General features: G+C 70.1%; 14 protein-coding genes and 1 pseudogene. 5 read left to right on the top strand and 10 right to left on the bottom strand.

Annotated features, from left to right (window positions below; genetic code table 11):
- Window position 1: 1 nt before the first annotated feature.
- The 6 genes from OG251_RS04330 to OG251_RS04305 form a co-directional block, all read right to left on the bottom strand.
- The gene (locus OG251_RS04330; RefSeq protein ID WP_326675766.1) at window positions 2-1,237 is read right to left on the bottom strand and encodes an aspartate aminotransferase family protein; all 1,236 of its coding nucleotides are present in this window, start codon (window positions 1,235-1,237) and stop codon (window positions 2-4) included.
- 34 nt (window positions 1,238-1,271) lie between these two features.
- Window positions 1,272-3,011, bottom strand: a complete 1,740-nt coding sequence (locus OG251_RS04325; protein ID WP_326675764.1) for an N-acyl-D-amino-acid deacylase family protein — start codon at window positions 3,009-3,011, stop codon at window positions 1,272-1,274.
- A 4-nt stretch (window positions 3,012-3,015) separates the two neighbouring features.
- Complete coding sequence (locus OG251_RS04320) at window positions 3,016-3,945, bottom strand: FkbM family methyltransferase (protein WP_326675763.1); 930 nt, start codon at window positions 3,943-3,945, stop codon at window positions 3,016-3,018.
- Window positions 3,946-4,039: 94 nt separating this feature from the next.
- Complete coding sequence (gene gmd, locus OG251_RS04315) at window positions 4,040-5,098, bottom strand: GDP-mannose 4,6-dehydratase (RefSeq protein ID WP_326675761.1); 1,059 nt, start codon at window positions 5,096-5,098, stop codon at window positions 4,040-4,042.
- A 43-nt stretch (window positions 5,099-5,141) separates the two neighbouring features.
- A complete protein-coding gene (locus OG251_RS04310; protein WP_326675759.1) occupies window positions 5,142-5,657 on the bottom strand; it encodes a hypothetical protein in 516 nt (171 codons plus the stop codon).
- A gap of 289 nt (window positions 5,658-5,946) precedes the next feature.
- A complete protein-coding gene (locus OG251_RS04305) occupies window positions 5,947-6,756 on the bottom strand; it encodes a streptomycin biosynthesis protein (RefSeq protein WP_442818307.1) in 810 nt (269 codons plus the stop codon).
- 798 nt (window positions 6,757-7,554) lie between these two features.
- On the opposite strand from OG251_RS04305, the gene OG251_RS04300 reads away from it, so the two are divergent.
- Window positions 7,555-8,748 (top strand): 4-hydroxybenzoate 3-monooxygenase, encoded by a 1,194-nt coding sequence (locus OG251_RS04300; protein WP_326675757.1) that lies wholly within the window; start codon window positions 7,555-7,557, stop codon window positions 8,746-8,748.
- Window positions 8,749-8,924: 176 nt separating this feature from the next.
- Here the strand turns inward: OG251_RS04300 and OG251_RS04295 are convergent.
- Window positions 8,925-9,461 (bottom strand): annotated as a pseudogene (locus tag OG251_RS04295) (serine hydrolase domain-containing protein); the annotation flags it as partial.
- A gap of 141 nt (window positions 9,462-9,602) precedes the next feature.
- Complete coding sequence (locus OG251_RS04290; RefSeq protein ID WP_326675755.1) at window positions 9,603-10,559, bottom strand: helix-turn-helix domain-containing protein; 957 nt, start codon at window positions 10,557-10,559, stop codon at window positions 9,603-9,605.
- Window positions 10,560-10,697: 138 nt separating this feature from the next.
- Here OG251_RS04290 and OG251_RS04285 point away from each other — a divergent pair, with 138 nt between their 5' ends.
- The 3 genes from OG251_RS04285 to OG251_RS04275 are packed head-to-tail and all read left to right on the top strand — an operon-like array spanning window position 10,698 to window position 13,841.
- Complete coding sequence (locus tag OG251_RS04285; protein WP_326675753.1) at window positions 10,698-11,615, top strand: MBL fold metallo-hydrolase; 918 nt, start codon at window positions 10,698-10,700, stop codon at window positions 11,613-11,615.
- Between the two features lie 29 nt (window positions 11,616-11,644).
- The gene (locus OG251_RS04280) at window positions 11,645-13,123 is read left to right on the top strand and encodes a carboxylesterase/lipase family protein (RefSeq protein WP_326675752.1); all 1,479 of its coding nucleotides are present in this window, start codon (window positions 11,645-11,647) and stop codon (window positions 13,121-13,123) included.
- A gap of 34 nt (window positions 13,124-13,157) precedes the next feature.
- Window positions 13,158-13,841 (top strand): hypothetical protein, encoded by a 684-nt coding sequence (locus tag OG251_RS04275; protein WP_326675751.1) that lies wholly within the window; start codon window positions 13,158-13,160, stop codon window positions 13,839-13,841.
- Here OG251_RS04275 and OG251_RS04270 read toward each other — a convergent pair.
- Entirely contained in the window at window positions 13,772-14,812 is a 1,041-nt protein-coding gene (locus tag OG251_RS04270) for a TSUP family transporter (protein ID WP_326675749.1), read from the bottom strand. The two genes, OG251_RS04275 and OG251_RS04270, sit on opposite strands and share 70 nt — an antisense overlap.
- 201 nt (window positions 14,813-15,013) lie before the next feature.
- Window positions 15,014-15,508 (bottom strand): Lrp/AsnC family transcriptional regulator, encoded by a 495-nt coding sequence (locus tag OG251_RS04265; RefSeq protein ID WP_326675748.1) that lies wholly within the window; start codon window positions 15,506-15,508, stop codon window positions 15,014-15,016.
- 235 nt (window positions 15,509-15,743) lie between these two features.
- On the opposite strand from OG251_RS04265, the gene OG251_RS04260 reads away from it, so the two are divergent.
- Complete coding sequence (locus tag OG251_RS04260) at window positions 15,744-16,235, top strand: DUF2000 domain-containing protein (protein WP_326675747.1); 492 nt, start codon at window positions 15,744-15,746, stop codon at window positions 16,233-16,235.
- The last annotated feature ends 79 nt before the right edge of the window (window positions 16,236-16,314 follow it).

Here is a 16,314-nt window from a genome sequence, read left to right as displayed (position 1 = left end):
CCTACGCCACCTTCGCGGCGGCCTTGAACGCCTCGTCGCAGGCGGTCAGGGTGTGATCGAGATCGGCGTCGGTGGTGGCGCCGCAGATGAACCAGTGGTGGGTCGGGTGCAGCAGAACGCCCCGGCGTGTGGTGTGGGTGAAGAACGCGTCCTGCATCAGCCGGGCGCGGGCCGGGTCGGGGTGGGAGAACGTCAGGAACGGCATCTGCGGAACTCCGCGCACCTGGGCAGGCACACCGTGCCGCCGCGCCTGCTCGCCGAGTCCCTTCTGCAGCCGTACGCCCAGCTCGCGCACCCGGTCGAGCACGGTCCCGTCGGCGAGGCGGTCCATGGTCGCCACCGCGGCGGCCATCGCGACGGTGTTGGAGTAGAACGTGGACGAGATGTGCGTCCGGCCGACCATGGCCATCACATCGGCCCGGCCGGTCAGCGCGGACACCGCCCAGCCGTTCGCCATCGCCTTGCTGAAGGTGGCGAGGTCGGCCCGCACGCCGAACAGCTCCTGCGCGCCGCCGAGTGCCACCCGGAACCCGGAGCGCATCTCGTCGAAGACCACCAGCGCGCCGTGTTCATGGGCGAGATCGATCGCGCCCTGGAGGAACCCGGGCTCGGGGCTGTCGAGTTCGAAGGGCATGAGCAGCAGACACGCCACCTGGCCGGGGTGCGCGAGGAAGACCTCGCGCAGGCTGTCCAGGTCGTTGTACCGGAAGGTGTCGACCTGCGTCCGCACGGTGTCGGGGATGCCGCCGGGGCGCTGGGCTGCCCAGTCGTGCCACCCGTTGTAGCCCCAGCGCACCACGCGGTCGCGGCCCGTGTAGGCGCGGGCGAGGCGGACGGCGGCGCTGGTGGCGTCCGAGCCGGTCTTGAGGAGGAACACCCGTTCCGCGCCGGGGACGATCCCCACCAGGCGCTCGGCGAGTTCGATCTGGGTCCGCTTGCGGAGCGTGATCGAGAAGCCCTCCTCGATCTCCCGCAGCGCCGCCTCGGTCACCGCCGGATCCGCGTGGCCGAGGATGATCGTGCCGTAGGCCAGGATGAAGTCGAGGTACTCGTTGCCGTCGGCGTCCCAGAGGCGGGCACCGCGTGCCCGCTCGCCGTAGACGGGGTAGGCGCCGTCCACCAGCCGGTCGCGTTCGATGACGTAGTCCTTCTCGGACAGTGTCGCGTCGACGAGCCGCCCGCGGGCGAGCAGCTTCATCGAGTTGTCGAGCCGGAGCCCTCCGGTCGTGTCGGTCACTGCGTAGTCCCCTCGGTAGTGTCGCGTCGTCGGTTCACAGGACGACCGGGCCCGGCCGGGTGCCACGGACGAGCCTGCCGGGCAGGGCGCCCGTCGCCTCGCCGTGGCGGAAGGTGATCTCCCCGGCGACGACCGTCGCCGCGTAGCCGTCCGCGCGCTGGATCAGCCGCCCGCCGCCCGCGGGCAGGTCGTGGACGAATTCGGGGGAGCGCAGGGACAGCCGGTCGAGGTCGATGACGTTGATGTCGGCCCGGTAGCCGGGACGCAGCAGGCCGCGGTCGCGCAGCCCGTACAGGCCGGCGGGCTCCGAGGTCTGCTTCTTGATGACGAACTCCAGCGGCAGCCGGGCGCCCCGGGTGCGGTCGCGGGCCCAGTGCGTGAGCATCGAGGTCGGTGTGCTGGCGTCGCAGATGAGCCGGCAGTGCGCACCGGCGTCGCTGAGCCCGAGCACCGCCTGGGGGTGCAGCAGCATCTCGCGGATCGGATCGAGGGTGTACTCCGTGTACCCGAGCAGCGGCCGGAAGATCATTCCGCTGGTGTCCTCGGAGCTGAGGAAGTCGTAGATGAGGGCTTCCGGGTTCTCGCCGGTGCGCCGGGCCAGGCTGTCGAAGGACTGGCCGGCGTCGGGTTCGTAGTCCGGTGATGTCGAGCCCATCGGGAAGTGCCGCTCGTAGCCCTGCGGGAACAGTGCCGAACGCGGGTCGGCGTTCTCCGGTAGCTCGGCGAGGATGCGCTCGCGCAGCGCCGGGTCGCGCATCGCCACCCGCCGCTCGTGCGCGGGCAGATGGGCGATCCTCTTGTACGAGGGCCGTTTGTGGAACGGGTGGGTCGAATCCAGACTGATGATGACGCTGAACGGGCGCCCGGCCACCTGCGGATGCAGATCGGCGCCCTCGGCCACCGCGTCCTCGGCGATCTGGAGCAGTTCGCGCCAGCCGTCGGGGTCGTTGTCGTTCTGGAAGAGCCCGAAGGTGATCGGGCGGCGCACGGCAGCCGAGAGCCTGCGCATCCACTTGATCTCGCCCAGCGGATCGTCGACCTTCTCGCCGCCCGCGCCCAGCGGCACCAGCTGGAAGACCCCGGTACCGGCGTCCCCGAGCACCCCGCCGAGCGCGAACAGTTCGTCCTCGGCGGCGAAGGTGCCGGGCACCGGGGCGCCGGTGATGGCCAGATGGGTCAGGGTGCGCGATGTGGAGAACCCGATGGCTCCCGCGTCGAGGCCCTCGCGCACCAGCGCGCACATCCGCTTCAGGTCGTCCTCGGTCGGCGGTTCGTTGTCGGCGCCCCGGTCGCCCATCACATAGGCGCGCAGCGCGCCGTGCGGGACCTGCGCGGCCACGTCCATCACACGGGGCACGCGCTCCACGGCGTCGAGGTAGTCGGGAAAGGACTCCCACTCCCAGGTGATGCCCTCGGAGAGGGAGGCACCGGGGATGTCCTCGACGCCCTCCATCAGCCCGATGAGCCAGTCGTGGCGGTCCGGCCGGGCGGGTGCGAAGCCGACCCCGCAGTTGCCCATCACCACCGAGGTGACACCGTGCCAGCAACTGGGGGTGAGCAGCGGGTCCCAGCTGACCTGCCCGTCGAAGTGGGTGTGGATGTCGACGAAGCCGGGCGTGACGATGTGTCCCTCGGCGTCGATCTCGGTGCGGCCCCGCCCGGCGACCCGCCCGACCTTGGTGATCACACCGTGATCCACCGCGACGTCGCCGATACGGGCGGGGATACCGGATCCGTCGTACAGCGAACCGTTCCGAATGATCAGGTCATGCATGGTGCTACGGCCTCCTGGGGTCGGACGGGTGCCACTGGCCCTCCGGTGCGAAGAGCAGGTTCTGGTACGTGTAGTGGTTCCGCGGCCGGTGGGGGGCCGGGGTGCCCCGGTGCAGTTCCCAGGGCTCGTATCCGGCGTCCACCAGCGTGTCGACCAGCTCCCGGCTGGTCGGCGCGCCGGCCACGTCGAGGTCGCCCACCTCCAGCGAGATGACGGGGCGCTGGCCGGACAGGATCTCGCGCATGCCGGCCAGGACGTGCGCCTCGGCGCTCTCGGCGTCGATCTTCACGAAGTCGACGGTCAGTCCGGCGTCGCGCACGTAGTCGTCCAGGCTGACCGCGTCGACGGTGAACGGCTCGGAGGGGATACGGGCGCGGACCGCGTCGGGCAGCCGTGCCTCGAACGTCGAGTTGTAGGCGCTGTAGCCGGGTCCGTGGTCGAGGAAGACGAGCCGGTCCTTCTTCGACCAGACGGCAGCGGGCACCACCGAGGCGTTGGGCAGGCGCGCCGCGTTCATGCGCAGCGTCGTGAGCGTCGACGGCGTCGGCTCGAAAGCGGTCACCGATCCGCTCGGGCCGACGAGTTCGCTCGCCCACATCGTGTAGTAGCCGATGTGCGCGCCGACGTCGAGCATCGTCGCGCCGGGCCGCAGGTGCGAGAGCAGGAAGGCGGTGAGGTCGTAGTCCACGAATCCGCGGCGGTGGATGGAGATGGAGACCTCTTCGGGCAGCGCGATCGACATCTCGCGGCCCCAGAACGTCCGCGCGGTCGAGGGGCTGCCCTCACCCCGGTGCCGGAGCTCGCGCAGCGCGCGGGTACTGGGGTAGGAGGTGCGGACCGGATGGCGTAGGCGTTGGGCGAGCCCGCGGATCCCCGACGTGTGCGAGCGCCGGTCGAGCGCTGTGCGCCAGGCGGTTCGGTCGTGTGTGGTCACAGACGGCTCCGGGTGCCGGGACGGAAGGGCGGATGGGACGGTCAGGGAAGCGGGGACCCGGTCGACAGGGCGTCCGGGTCCGTACGGGGCCGCGTCAGCGGGGGGCGATCCCTCTGGTCGCTTCGTGGTGGGCCCGGGAATCGGCGAACGGGATCGCGTGGTGGGGCTCGCGCGGGTTGGTGCCGATACGGGTGAGTTCGGCGTCCACCATGATCTGAGCCAGCCGGTCCACCGGCGTCCGCGCGCTCCAGCCGAGCTTCTCGCGCGCCTTGCCGGCGTCGCCGATCAGGGCGTCGACCTCGGCGGGGCGTACGTACGCCTCGTCGTAGCGCACATGGGCGCGCCAGTCGAGGCCGACGTGGGAGAAGCAGAGCTCGACGAACTCCTGCACGGTGGTGCCGACTCCGGTCGCCAGGACGTAGTCGTCCGGCTCGTCGCACTGGAGCATGCGCCACATGCCCTCGACGTACTCGGGGGCGTAGCCCCAGTCACGGACGGCGTCGAGATTGCCGAGGTAGAGATGCTGGTCCAGACCGTTCTTGATCCGTGCCGCCGCACGGGCGATCTTCCGCGTCACGAAGGTCTCGCCCCGGCGCGGGGATTCATGGTTGAACAGGATGCCGTTGACCGTGAACATCCCGTACGCCTCACGGTAGTTGCGCGCCATCCAGTAGCTGTAGACCTTCGCCGCGCCGTACGGGCTGCGAGGGTGGAAGGCGGTCTGCTCGCTCTGCGGGGGCGGTGTCGCCCCGAACATCTCCGAGGACGACGCCTGGTAGTACCGGATGTCCCTCGCGGACATGAGGATCGCCTCAAGCAGCCGGGTGGTGCCGATGCCCGTGATGTTGCCGGTGTTCTCGGGCTCGTCGAAACTCACTCGCACGTGTGATTGGGCCGCCAGGTGGTAGACCTCGTCCGGCCGGATGCGCACCAGCAGGGTCACGAGCCGGCTGGCGTCGCTGACGTCGCCGTAATGCAGGATCAGACGGCGCCCGGCCTCGTGCGGATCCCGGTAGATGTGGTCGAGCCGCCTGGTGTTGAACGACGAGCTGCGGCGCACGATGCCGTGGACCTCGTAGCCCTTCTCCAATAACAGGTCGGCGAGGTAGGAGCCGTCCTGACCGGTGATTCCGGTTATCAGAGCCCGTTTCACTCCGAGTCACTCCGGAGCGGCAGGCTGATTGTGGATGCCATGTCTATGACCCATCCTTTTTCGGTGGCACGAACCGGGGGTTGAACTTCTCATGGATGTACACACGTCCCGCGTCACCGCAGTCGATGATGTATTCCTTGCAGACGCACTCCGGTGAGGTGCTGCCCAGCGGCCATGTCTCATGGGACACGGCGAGCGGTTCCCGTTTCAAGGGCAGTCCTGCCCGCTTGAGATAGGGGCCGAGTAATTCTCCGGGCGGTGGTACGAGTTTGTCGCGGTCGCGCCCGGCGATCACCACATGGTTCACGCTGATCACGTCGTTGTTGGTGTTGAGGATCCGCGACTGGCGGTCCACGACCAGGGCTTCGGGTGCGACGCCCAGGATGTGGCAGCCGATACGTTCCAGGCGCGCGGCGGGAACTCTTTGCTGGTGGTCGACCCCTACGCTCAGCTTCTCGCCGATGAGGGCGTCGAGCAACAGGGTCGTCGATCCGTCCGAGGACAGGATCATTCTCGTCTGTGGAGGAGCTGAGGAGAATTGATTCAGCCGTTCTGTCATATCACGACCGTTCCACGCTGCGGGGCGACCAGTGCCCTCGGGTTCCTGACGTTGTCGTCACTGAGGATTCGGGCTGGGCAGGGGACGAACGGTGCGCGCGTGATCCGCGCGGTGGAATGAGGAGGAGGCGATTTCGGGCCGGGCCCGGCTGGCTGGATGATCAAGTGAAAAGAAGGCTAGGAGTTCGGGAAGCGGCGGGTCAAGCCAGTGTTCGACGGCGGGTGTTCGACCGCGCATTGTTGTGCAGTCGAACACCCTGAGGAAGCCCGGACGGGGCGGGGCGGGGGCCTCAGCGCTGTTCCAGGTTTCTGGCGAACTCCTCCAGATTGGCCATGCACATCCGCATGGCCTGTGCCGCCATTTCGGCGCAGTGCTCGGGGACGCTGTTCACGATCACCCGGCGGTTCTTGCTGATGGCCGCCGTCAGGCGCAGCCACTGCACCAGCATGCGGCCGGCGTCGGTGTGCCGTACCGACGGGTCCCGGGCCAGCAGTTCGAGGTGACGCAGTTGTTCCGGCCCGCCGGGGCGGGCCCCCTGCTGGGGGACGGTCGACAGCCGCGACGGCGGGAGCTCCGCGGAGCCGAGCTGCCGGGTGGCCCGCCTTCGCACGTCCTGCGCGGTCGATGGTGAGATGTTCGCCGCCCGTGCGATTTCCCGCAGAGAGGCATGCGGATTCTCTTTGAGATACTCTTCGGCAATCCTGCGGTTCTCTTTTGGATTCATGGGCCTGGCGCGCCCGTCCGCGCCGATGCGCGATTCCTCGGACCGGCCCGTGGGCAGTTGGTGTCGGATCTTGGCGACGGTCTGCTGGGCGAGTCCGGTGATTTTCGACAGGACGCGGTCCGACATGGTGGGAAAGGAGGAGATGATCCTTGCTGCGGCGGCCCGGCGATCTTCACGGGTGAGCGGGAGGCCGTGCTTCGTATTTGAATGGACGGCGAACAGGAATGCTTCGCTCTCACTGCCCGAGAAATACAGTGCGCGAATGGTTGTATCTCCGCGTGCGGCACCCGCTCGAAGCCGGTGCATTCCGTCGATGACCCGCATCGACTGCTGGTGGACGACGATCGGTTGGAGCTTGTCGTCGAGTTCCGCCATCAGTCGTACGTACTCCATGTTCTCCCCGTTGAGGCGGGGGGAGTCGCCGGGGAGCAGCGACTCGATGGGGAGGGATACGCAGTTCTCGCTGATGTACTGCTGGAGCGGAGGGAAGGTGGCGGTACGGCTCTCGCACGGTAAGTCAGGAACTGTCGACATGATTCCCCAAGTCGTGGCGGTGACAATTGCTGCCCCACTTACTCTTTGCCGGCGGAGTGGGGGGATTCACTACGCCGGTACCCGCTCCTGCGTCCCTGAAGCATCACGGGTGTCGGAGTGCGGGCACCCTGAGGTCCCGGCCCCGTTGAGGGGTCGGCGGGAAAGCCGGTCGAAGCATTCGGTCTCCCCTCCGGTTCGGAGATCCATTGCATGAGATTTTCTACAGCCCATGAGCCGGACGCAAGGTCGGATTCTGGACAGTCGTGATGATCACGCGGCCCCGAGTGTCGCTGCTGCCGGTGTCTCGCGATTCTGTTCGCATTACTTGACCTCGTGCGGGTCATCCCCTTGGTGAGGACTTCCGCGGAACGGGCCACTGAGTTGCCGGAGTTGGTCAGCAGCCGCTATATGCGTGCGGATATAGCCATGTGGGGCCGGATCGTGACCACGCCGGAAGTGCAGGCTTGGCCGACAGGCAACCCGCACGCGTTTGATTCCGCTTCACCCCCGCCGGGTCTTCCCCGATCGATCGGATCGAGATCCGGGTTCGGCGTCCCGACCCCCCCCGTGCGGGACCGCTGTGGCGAGGCATGTGCACGACATCAGTGCGTGACCGAGAGCAGAAGGAAGGACGAACCGATGCCCACAGCCCTCACTCGGACCACCGTCGGGATCATCGGCGCCGGCCCGGCCGGTCTGATGCTGTCGCACCTGCTGGCCCGCGCGGGCATCGACTCGGTGGTGGTCGACCACCGCACCCGCGCCGAGATCGAGGCCACCGGCCGCGCGGGGATCCTGGAGGCCGACAGCGTCCGCCTGTTGACCGCGACCGGGGTCTCGGACCGGGTACTGCGCCAAGGCCATCCGCACGCCGGTATCGATCTGCGCTTCGGCGGCGAGAGCCACCGCATCGACTTCCAGGACCTGGTCGGGGAGAATGTGTGGCTCTACCCGCAGACCGAGGTCTTCGCCGATCTCGCCGACGCGCGCCAACGGGACGCGGGAGACGTGCGGTTCGGCATAGCGGGGACTCAGGTCGTCGACCTCACCACGCCGTCCCCGGGCATCCTCTTCACCGATGCCGACGGCGTCGCCCAGGAGGTGCGCTGCTCCATACTCGTCGGCGCGGACGGTTCGCGCGGGGTGTGCCGCCCGGCCGTGCCCGAGGCGGCACGTACGCACTTCTTCCGTGAGTACCCCTTCGCCTGGTTCGGCGTCCTGGTCGAGGCGTCGCCCAGCGCACCCGAGCTCGTCTACACCCACTCCGAGCGGGGGTTCGCGCTCATCAGCCAGCGCACCGAGTCCGTACAGCGCATGTACTTCCAGTGCGACCCGGACGAGGATCCGGATGCCTGGCCGGACGAGCGGATCTGGGCGGAACTCCAGGCGCGGGTGTGCGGGGCGGACGGGTTCTCGCTCAAGGAGGGGCCCGTCACCGACCGCTCGGTGCTCCCCTTCCGCAGCTTTGTGTGCGAGCCCCTGAGGTACGGGAGCATGCTGCTGGCCGGGGACGCCGCGCATACGGTCCCCCCGACCGGGGCCAAGGGCCTGAACCTTGCCCTGGCCGACGCGCGGGTGCTGGCCGAGGTGGTGGAGCGGGCCGTCAGCCGTCGGGACCACGCGGTCCTCGACGAGTACGGCCCCCGGGCACTGGCCCGGGTGTGGCGAGCGCAGCACTTCTCGTACTGGATGACCACGATGCTGCACCGTGCCCCCGGCGCCACCGACTTCGATGTGCGGCGCCGACTGGGCGAGTTGGAGGGCGTGGTGGGATCCAGGGCGGGGGCCGCGTACCTGGCGGAGGGATACACGGGCTGGAGCGGTGCGGCGTGAGGACGGCCCGCGCCCATGGCCGCCCGAGCGACGGCCGGCCCGGCATGTGCCGGGCGTCGTCCCCGCCGGGCTCCCGGAGCACGCCCTTCCCCGACCGGGATACGGCCTGAGCCGAGCCGGGTCACCGCACCGAAGGCCCGGTTTTCGAGCGGCGCTCCCGGCACCCTCTCGACGTGGCCCACCGCCGTGCGGTGGACGATCGCCTCGTAGGGGTCGCTCGCGGTGCGGCTCATGCCCAGCGGAGTGAACAGGTGCCGCCGGGCGCAGACGTCGAACGGCTCCCCGCGCAGCACCTCGACGATCCGTCCGAGCACGCAGTACCCGGCGTTGTTGTACGAGAACATCGCGCCCGGCTCGAAGAGCTGCGGCACGTCCCGCAGGACGCCCAGATACTTTTCCAGGCAGTCGTCACCCTTGCCGGTGTCGGTGAAGATGTCTCCCTCGAAACCCGCGACATGACTCAGCAGATGCCGCGTGGTGATCACGCGCGCCGCTTCCTCGTCGGCGATCCGGAACTCCGGCAGGACGGCCCGTACGGGAGCGTCCAGATCCAGTCGTCCCTCGTCGGCCAGCTGCATGATCAGCGTCGCCGTCATCACCTTGGTGATCGACCCGATCTGGAAGAGCGAGTCCACCGTGGCGTCGACCCCGGTGGCCGTGCTCAGCACACCCGCCGCGGCTTCGGTCCGGGCGTCACCGGCCTGGACCGCCACGGCCGCCCCCGGCACCCGGCTCTCGACGAGCAGCTCCGGCAACCGACGGCGCAGCCAGGCGCCGATCTCTTCCAGCTTGTTCAGCTGATCCGACCCGTCCAGCTTGTGCACGGCATCCTCCCCGCTCGACTGCGCAGGAGCTTAGAACGTGCGGAAACCGCCCTCTTCGTCCGCTTCCACCACATGCGGACCGGGCATTGGTGCGACTGGCCGAAGCGGGCGCGGGCCGTCCGCGTGCGGCGCCCTGTTGCCGCTCGTCTGCCGGAGGAGCGCGAGGGCCTCTTCGGACGAGGAGCCGGCGGGGGTTGTGCACACGACGAGCGCCTGCTCCGGTGAACGGGCGATCGACAGTGTCTGCTGTGTCACCGTCACCGTGCCGACGACGGGATGGTGCAGCTCGTAGGTCGCGGCATCGCACGGCACCACACGGTGGTCCCCCCACAGGGCGACGAACTGCGGGCTTCTCATCGTCAGTTCACCGATCAGCTCCGCGAGCAGCGGGTCCTCCGGGTGTCTGCCGACGGCGACGCGCAGATTGCCGACCACCGCGCGCGCCTTGCGCTTCCAGTCCGCGTACAGCTCCTGGCAGTGCGGGTCCAGGAACAGCATCCGGCTCATGTTCGGGCGTCGCGCCGGGTCGTCCGGGCCGAGGAGGTCCAGGTGACCGGCGAGCAGGGCATGCCCGAGGGTGTTCCAGGCCAGCACGTCCGTACGGCGGCCGAGTACCACCGCCGGGACGCCGTCGACCGCGCGGAGGAGGTCGCGTGTTTCGTCGGCGAGCCTCTCGGGCCGCGGGCGGCGCAGCCGGGGCGCGTGGCGGGCGGCGCCGGCGAGCCGGTCGAGGTGCTCACGCTCGTGGCCGTCGAGCAGGAGAGCGCGGGCGATCGCGTCGAGCACCTCGGCGGAGGCCCCGCGTGACTGGCCCTGTTCCAGCCGTGCGTAGTACGAGACGCTGACGCCCGCCAGCTGGGCCAGTTCCTCCCGCCGGAGCCCGGCCACCCGCCTGCGGGGTCCGAGGTCGCGCAGGCCGACGTCCTCGGGGCGCAGCCGCGCCCGTCGGGCTTGGAGGAAGGCGCCGAGAGGCCCGGGTCCGTTCATTCCCCCAGTATTCGGCGCGCGCCCCGGCCCAGCCACACCCTGCGAGGGGGAGGACAACCCGGGAGTGGTGCGTGCCCGCCCGCGTTGCCAGGCTCGGTCCCCGTCAGCGACGTAACTCCCCGACCGAGGACGGACCCCATGGACCAGAGCCCCGAGCAGATCACCCTCGGCGATGTCACCGTCAGCCGGATCAAAGAGTTCTTCGGCTCGTCGGAGATGTCTCCGGGCCAGTTCTTCCCGGACAGCCCCCACGGCTCGTGGGACGAGCACCGCGACTGGCTGGCACCCGACTTCTGGAACCCGCGGACGGACGAGTGCCGTACGGCGATCCAGTCCTGGCTGTTGCGCAGCGAGGGGCGCACGATCCTCGTCGACACCGGCGTGGGCAACCACAAGGAGCGGCCCTACGCGCCGGTGTGGAGCCGCCTGGACACGAACTACCTCGACAACCTCGCCGCCGCCGGGGTGCGGCCCGAGGACGTCGACATCGTGGTCAACACCCACCTGCACATCGACCACGTCGGCTGGAACACCCGCCTCGACGGGCGGACCTGGGTACCGGCCTTCCCGAACGCCACGTACCTGATGACCCGGCGGGACTTCGACTTCTGGAACCCCGCCAACGAGAACCGGAGCGTGCTCGGCCGCGGGAACCAGAACGTCTTCGAGGACAGCGTCGCACCGGTCCACCGGGCGGGACTGACTCATCTGTGGGAGGGGACGTACCGGATCGACAAGAACCTGCGTCTCGATCTCGCACCCGGGCACACCCCCGGCTCGTCCGTGCTCACCCTGCAATCCGGCGGCGACCAGGCCCTGTTCGTCGGGGACCTGGTGCACACCGCGTTGCAGATCGCGGAGCCGGACACCAATTCCTGCTTCTGCGAGGACCCGGCGGAGTCCCGCGCCACCCGGCACAGGCTGCTCGGCCGCGCCGCCGAGAACAACGCGCTCGTCTTCCCGGCGCACTTCGGCGGCCGGGGCGCGGCGGAGGTCGCGCGCAGCGGTTCGAAGTTCGCGATCAAGGAGTGGGCGGGCTTCCCCCGCTTCTCCTGATGTCCCCCTCCGGAAAGGAAGTGTCTCCCGTGCCCCGACAAGCAGATCCGGTCGTCGAAACCCCGGCGGGCGCCGTGCGCGGCCTCAGGGACGGATGCGGCGAGCGCTACCGCGGCCTCAGGGACGGATGCGGCGAGCGCTACCGCGCCCTCCCCTACGCTGCGGCCCCCACCGGCGCCGGCCGTTTCGCCCCGCCCGCACCGCATCCGGGCTGGTCCGGCGTCCGCGACGGTACGCGGCCCTCGCCCACGGCTCCCCAGCCGGCCCGCGACTTCGGCCGGCTCGACATGGTCCCCTACTTCGGGCCGGGCTGGGTGCCCGGCGAGGAGTACCTGACCGTCGACGTCCACACGCCCGCCGCCGACGGCGGCAGGCGCCCCGTCATGGTCTTCGTGCACGGCGGCGGGTTCGTCACCGGCTCGAACCGTGCCGCGCTCTACGACGGCAGCGCGTTCGCCCGCGACGGCGTCGTCCTCGTGACGGTGAACTACCGCCTCGGCATCCCCGGTTTCCTCGATCTGGCGGGTGCTCCGGCCAACCGCGGACTGCTGGACGTGCTCGCCGCGCTCGGCTGGGTACGCGACACCGTCGCCACGTTCGGCGGTGACCCCGGGAACGTCACGCTCTTCGGCCAGTCCGCGGGTGCCACGCTCGTCGGCGCACTGCTCGCGACACCGGAGGCAGGCGGTCTGTTCCGGCGAGCGATCGTCCAGAGCGGCAACGGCACCGGCGCGTTCACCCCGGAACAAGCACGACGGGTCACCGCCACGGCGGCCGTCGCACTGGGCGTCGAGCCGACCGCCGAGGCGTTCGCCCCGATCCCGGACGAGCGTTTCCTGACGATCCTGCCCGCACTGGCCGGCCTCGACCTCCGCACCGGCACCGCCACGGACCCGCTGGCCGGGCTCAGCCCGTTCGGTCCGGTCCTGCCGGTCCAGCCCGCCGACGGTCTCGCCGACGGCCCGGCCGGCGACGTCGACCTGCTCATCGGCACCAACACCGAAGAGGGTCACCTCTACCTCGCGCCGCGGGGCGACCTGGAGTCCACCACGGAAGCCGACCTGCTCGCCGTGGCCGCCCGGGTGCATGCGGACCCGGAAACCGTCCTCGCCGCGCACCGCGCGGCACGGCCGGACAGCACACCGGGCGAGACGCGCTCCGCCCTGCTCGGCCAGGTCCTGTTCGAGGCCGGTACGAGACGCATGGCGCACGCCCACGCGCGGATCTCGGGCGGCCGTACCCACGTCTACTCCTTCGGGTACCGCTCGACGGCCCTGGACGGGCGACTCGGCGCAGCCCACACCGTCGAACTCCCCTTCGTGTTCGACATCGCCGACAAGCCCTGGCTGCACGGGGACACCCGCCTGCTCGGCCCCGACCCCGCCCCGGCGGGACTCGCGGCCCGGGTACACGGCGCCTGGGTCGCGTTCGCCCGCACCGGGAACCCCGGCTGGGCTCCCTACGCCCCGCAGCATCCCGCGGAGGAGATCCTCGGCGCCCCGAAGTGAGCCGGGGGGCGGGCCTGGGCGGCCGCCGGCGCTGGTGGCCGCCACCGCCGGATGCGCCTTCGCGGACCTGCCGGTCGCCGTGACCGCGCTGACCGATGTGCCGCTCGCCATCGCCGTGGTGGGAGTGGCCAACATGTGGGCACAGAGTGGGATGCGCTCCGTCCACACGGCGTGGTTCGCGGGCATGCTCTGCTGCTACGACCTGGTGGCGACCGGACTCACCACCGTCATGGACCGGTTCGCCGCACAGGTCATGGGACTGCCGTTCGCCCCGCTTCCGGCCGTCACCCAGGACGGACCACCGGTGGCGCTCGGACTGGGTGACCTGCTGCTCCTCGTGCTCTTCCCGCTGGTGGCGCTCAAGGCCTTCGGACGGGCCGCCGCACTGCTCGCGGCCGGAGTCGGACTGGTGGTCTCGGCGAGCGTCAGTCTGCTGTTCGGCCTGGGCGTGCTGACGGGCGCCATCCCGCCGCTGACGGCCCTGGGACCGCTGATCGTGTTGCAGCACGTGCTCCGGTCACGGTCCGGGTCCGCGAGCGGACCACCGAGCCGGAGTCCCGGCACGGCAGCACCACATACGGCTCCCGACGGACCGGCCGGGTCGCGGGGTCCGGCGGCGCGGCGCTCGATTGTTCACGGAGCCCGGCGTCACCGCGCCGACCCGCCGACGGCACCGGCCGGGACGCGTTCGTCCGGTGTCGCGGGCGGCGTGGCGTAGCGGCCCTGCCGGACGAGCACGAGGCACAGGCCGGTGATCAGGACCAGGGTGATCGCGCTGGCCACGACCATGCCCCAAGTGAACGGCACCAGGAGTACGGTGCTGGCCAGTTCCGCAGCGATCAGGACGAAGAGGACCACCCTGATCGTGAGCGGCGTCAGGTGGGTGCAGATCCACGCTCCCAGTGGGGCGCCGACCGCGACGACCGGAGCGGCAGCCACCCAGTAGCCGACCACCGGCCCCGTGAAGTCCCCGGTGACGAACACGTGGGTGAGGAACGCCGTGATCGACACCACGGTCATCATCACCACCGTCGTGGGGGTGGCGACTTTCTCCGATACCCGGAACAGCAGTACCAGCAGCAGGAACATCACGCAGTTCTCCCCCACGCCGACGACTCCGCTGACGATGCCGCCCGCGAACCCGGCGCACACGACCAGCAGCAATTCGCGCCCCGTCCACACGGGGATGGTGGCGTTGCGCCGGTAGCCGCGCTGGCGCAGCTGGACGACGAGTGCCACGGCGAGCGCCACCAGCAACATGGTGAACAGCGCGCGCACGGTGGGCAGCGGTACGAGTGGGGCGAGCAGGGTCACGCTCAGCATCACCCCCACCGCCCCGGCGGCCGAGCCGTAGAGCACCACACGCCGCTCCACCGGTACCCGGCACAGAAGGATGGACAGCGACGCGGCCGCCATACCGATGGACTGGATGGCGAAGGTGAAGATCCGCGCCTGGTCCGGCGGGACGGCCAGACCCTTGGTCAGGACGGGGAACGCGATCGCCCCGCCGCCCTCACTCGTTCCGCCGCCCACCAGCGAACCGAACACCATCGTCACCGCCACCCGCCAGTCCTGGGCGAGGACATCGAAGTAGCGCGCCCCCCACACCATGGCCCAGATCAGCCACACCGTTCCGGCGAGCGCGGCGTTGACCACCAGCACCCGAGGAAGCCTGGAATTTCCCGACACGGCTCTTCCCTCCGTCGCGCGGCGTCCCGGGGGACACCCCTCTGTCGAACCAGTCGTCCGGCGGACGGGCCGAGTTCCCCGGACACCGCGGATGCGCACGATGCGATAAGGGTGACGGCCACCCGGTCCGCGGTCGGATCGTCCGGGGAGCCGTACGGGGCGGCCGGACTTCACCCACGGGGCCGGAGCGGAGCCGGCCGGTCAGCGGGCTCTGCGCGAGAAGCGGGGGCGATCGGGACCGGCAGGCTCGATGCAGCGCGACTGGACGTGCTCATAGGCCATGGTGGTCTGCACGTCGGCGACTTCCCTGCGTTCGGTGAGACGGTCGATGACGAAGGCGTACACGCCGTCGACGTCGGCGACGGCGATGTGCAGGAGGAAGTCGTGCGTGCCGGAGGTGACGAACAGGCCGATCACCTCCGGCAGGCGTGCGGCCCATTCCCGGAACCCCTCGATGACGGGACGGGCCGGGGGCCGGATGCGCACCGAGATGAGTGCCTGGACGGGCCGGCCGGCCGCGTCGAGGTCCAGGACGGCGTGGTAGCCGGTGATCACGCCTCGCTCGCGCAGCAGCCGTACCCGCTCGAGCGAGGTGGAGGGGGAGACCCCGGTCTTGGCCGCGAGGTCGCGGTTGGTCTGCCGTGCGTCGTTCTGCAGCTCCCGCAGAAGGGCCAGGTCCAGCGCATCAAGTTCCATGAAATCGACCCTACGGCGTACGAAGTGCGGCCACTGGCCGCATCGCTCGGGAGTTTGCCTAGAGTCGCCGACTATGGACGGACGAACGAACGGCCCGTCGCTCGGTGCTGACGCATCACGTCCGCCGCTGCCTTCGAACCTCTCGCATCCGGCGAACGAAGTTCAGAGCCGACGTCGCAGTTCCGTACGTCTGCCCAGCCCTTCCCTCCCTGGTCGAACAAGCAAAGAGGATCACATGTCTGTGGTGAACGCTCCCGGGACGACGACTGCCGTCGGCTTCGCGCCCGAGGAAATGGACTACTCCCTGTCCACCCGCCAGGCCCGGCTGAAGTGGGTCGTGGTCGTCGACTCGGACCTTCCACCCGGTCGGGCCGCCAATGCCGCCGTCTGCGCCGCGGCCCCCACCGTGGCGTCGGTCCCCGGCCTGCTGGGCGCCGACGCCGCCGACGCGGAAGGCGGAGTGCACCCGGGCCTGCCCTGGACCGGCTGTTCGGTGCTCGTCGCCGACTCCGCCACGCTGCGCGCCATCCGTGCCAAGGCGGTGTCCCGCACTGACACCTTTGTGGCGGACGTGCCCGCCGCGGCCCAGAGCACCCGCGTCTACGGTGACTTCATCGCAGCCGTGGGCACGACCCGTACCGAAGACATCGAGTACTGCGCCGTGAGCGTCGTCGGTCCGCGCAACCGGGTCGACAAGATCATTGGCAAGCTTGCCCTCATGCCCTGAGTCAGGAGCGGCGGTCTCGCCGATGCGTCGGCAGCAGCAGGCCGGCAGCGGTTCCGGGCGGGCGATGGCCGCCGCGTGC

The organism is Streptomyces sp. NBC_01237 (genome assembly GCF_035917275.1).
GTDB lineage: Bacteria > Actinomycetota > Actinomycetes > Streptomycetales > Streptomycetaceae > Streptomyces.
The sequence above is the reverse complement of the archived record's forward strand: the minus strand, read 5'-3'. Positions and strand labels throughout refer to the sequence as shown.

What these genes read in the sequence shown, in the direction of transcription:
- OG251_RS04290 (WP_326675755.1), bottom strand. Translation starts at nt 10,559, where the DNA reads ATGAACGGACCCGGGCCTCTCGGCGCCTTCCTCCAAGCCCGACGGGCG.
- OG251_RS04325 (WP_326675764.1), bottom strand. Translation starts at nt 3,011, where the DNA reads ATGCATGACCTGATCATTCGGAACGGTTCGCTGTACGACGGATCCGGT.
- OG251_RS04300 (WP_326675757.1), top strand. Translation starts at nt 7,555, where the DNA reads ATGCCCACAGCCCTCACTCGGACCACCGTCGGGATCATCGGCGCCGGC.
- OG251_RS04260 (WP_326675747.1), top strand. Translation starts at nt 15,744, where the DNA reads ATGTCTGTGGTGAACGCTCCCGGGACGACGACTGCCGTCGGCTTCGCG.
- OG251_RS04310 (WP_326675759.1), bottom strand. Translation starts at nt 5,657, where the DNA reads ATGACAGAACGGCTGAATCAATTCTCCTCAGCTCCTCCACAGACGAGA.
- OG251_RS04305 (WP_442818307.1), bottom strand. Translation starts at nt 6,756, where the DNA reads ATGGCGGAACTCGACGACAAGCTCCAACCGATCGTCGTCCACCAGCAG.
- OG251_RS04265 (WP_326675748.1), bottom strand. Translation starts at nt 15,508, where the DNA reads ATGGAACTTGATGCGCTGGACCTGGCCCTTCTGCGGGAGCTGCAGAAC.
- OG251_RS04285 (WP_326675753.1), top strand. Translation starts at nt 10,698, where the DNA reads ATGGACCAGAGCCCCGAGCAGATCACCCTCGGCGATGTCACCGTCAGC.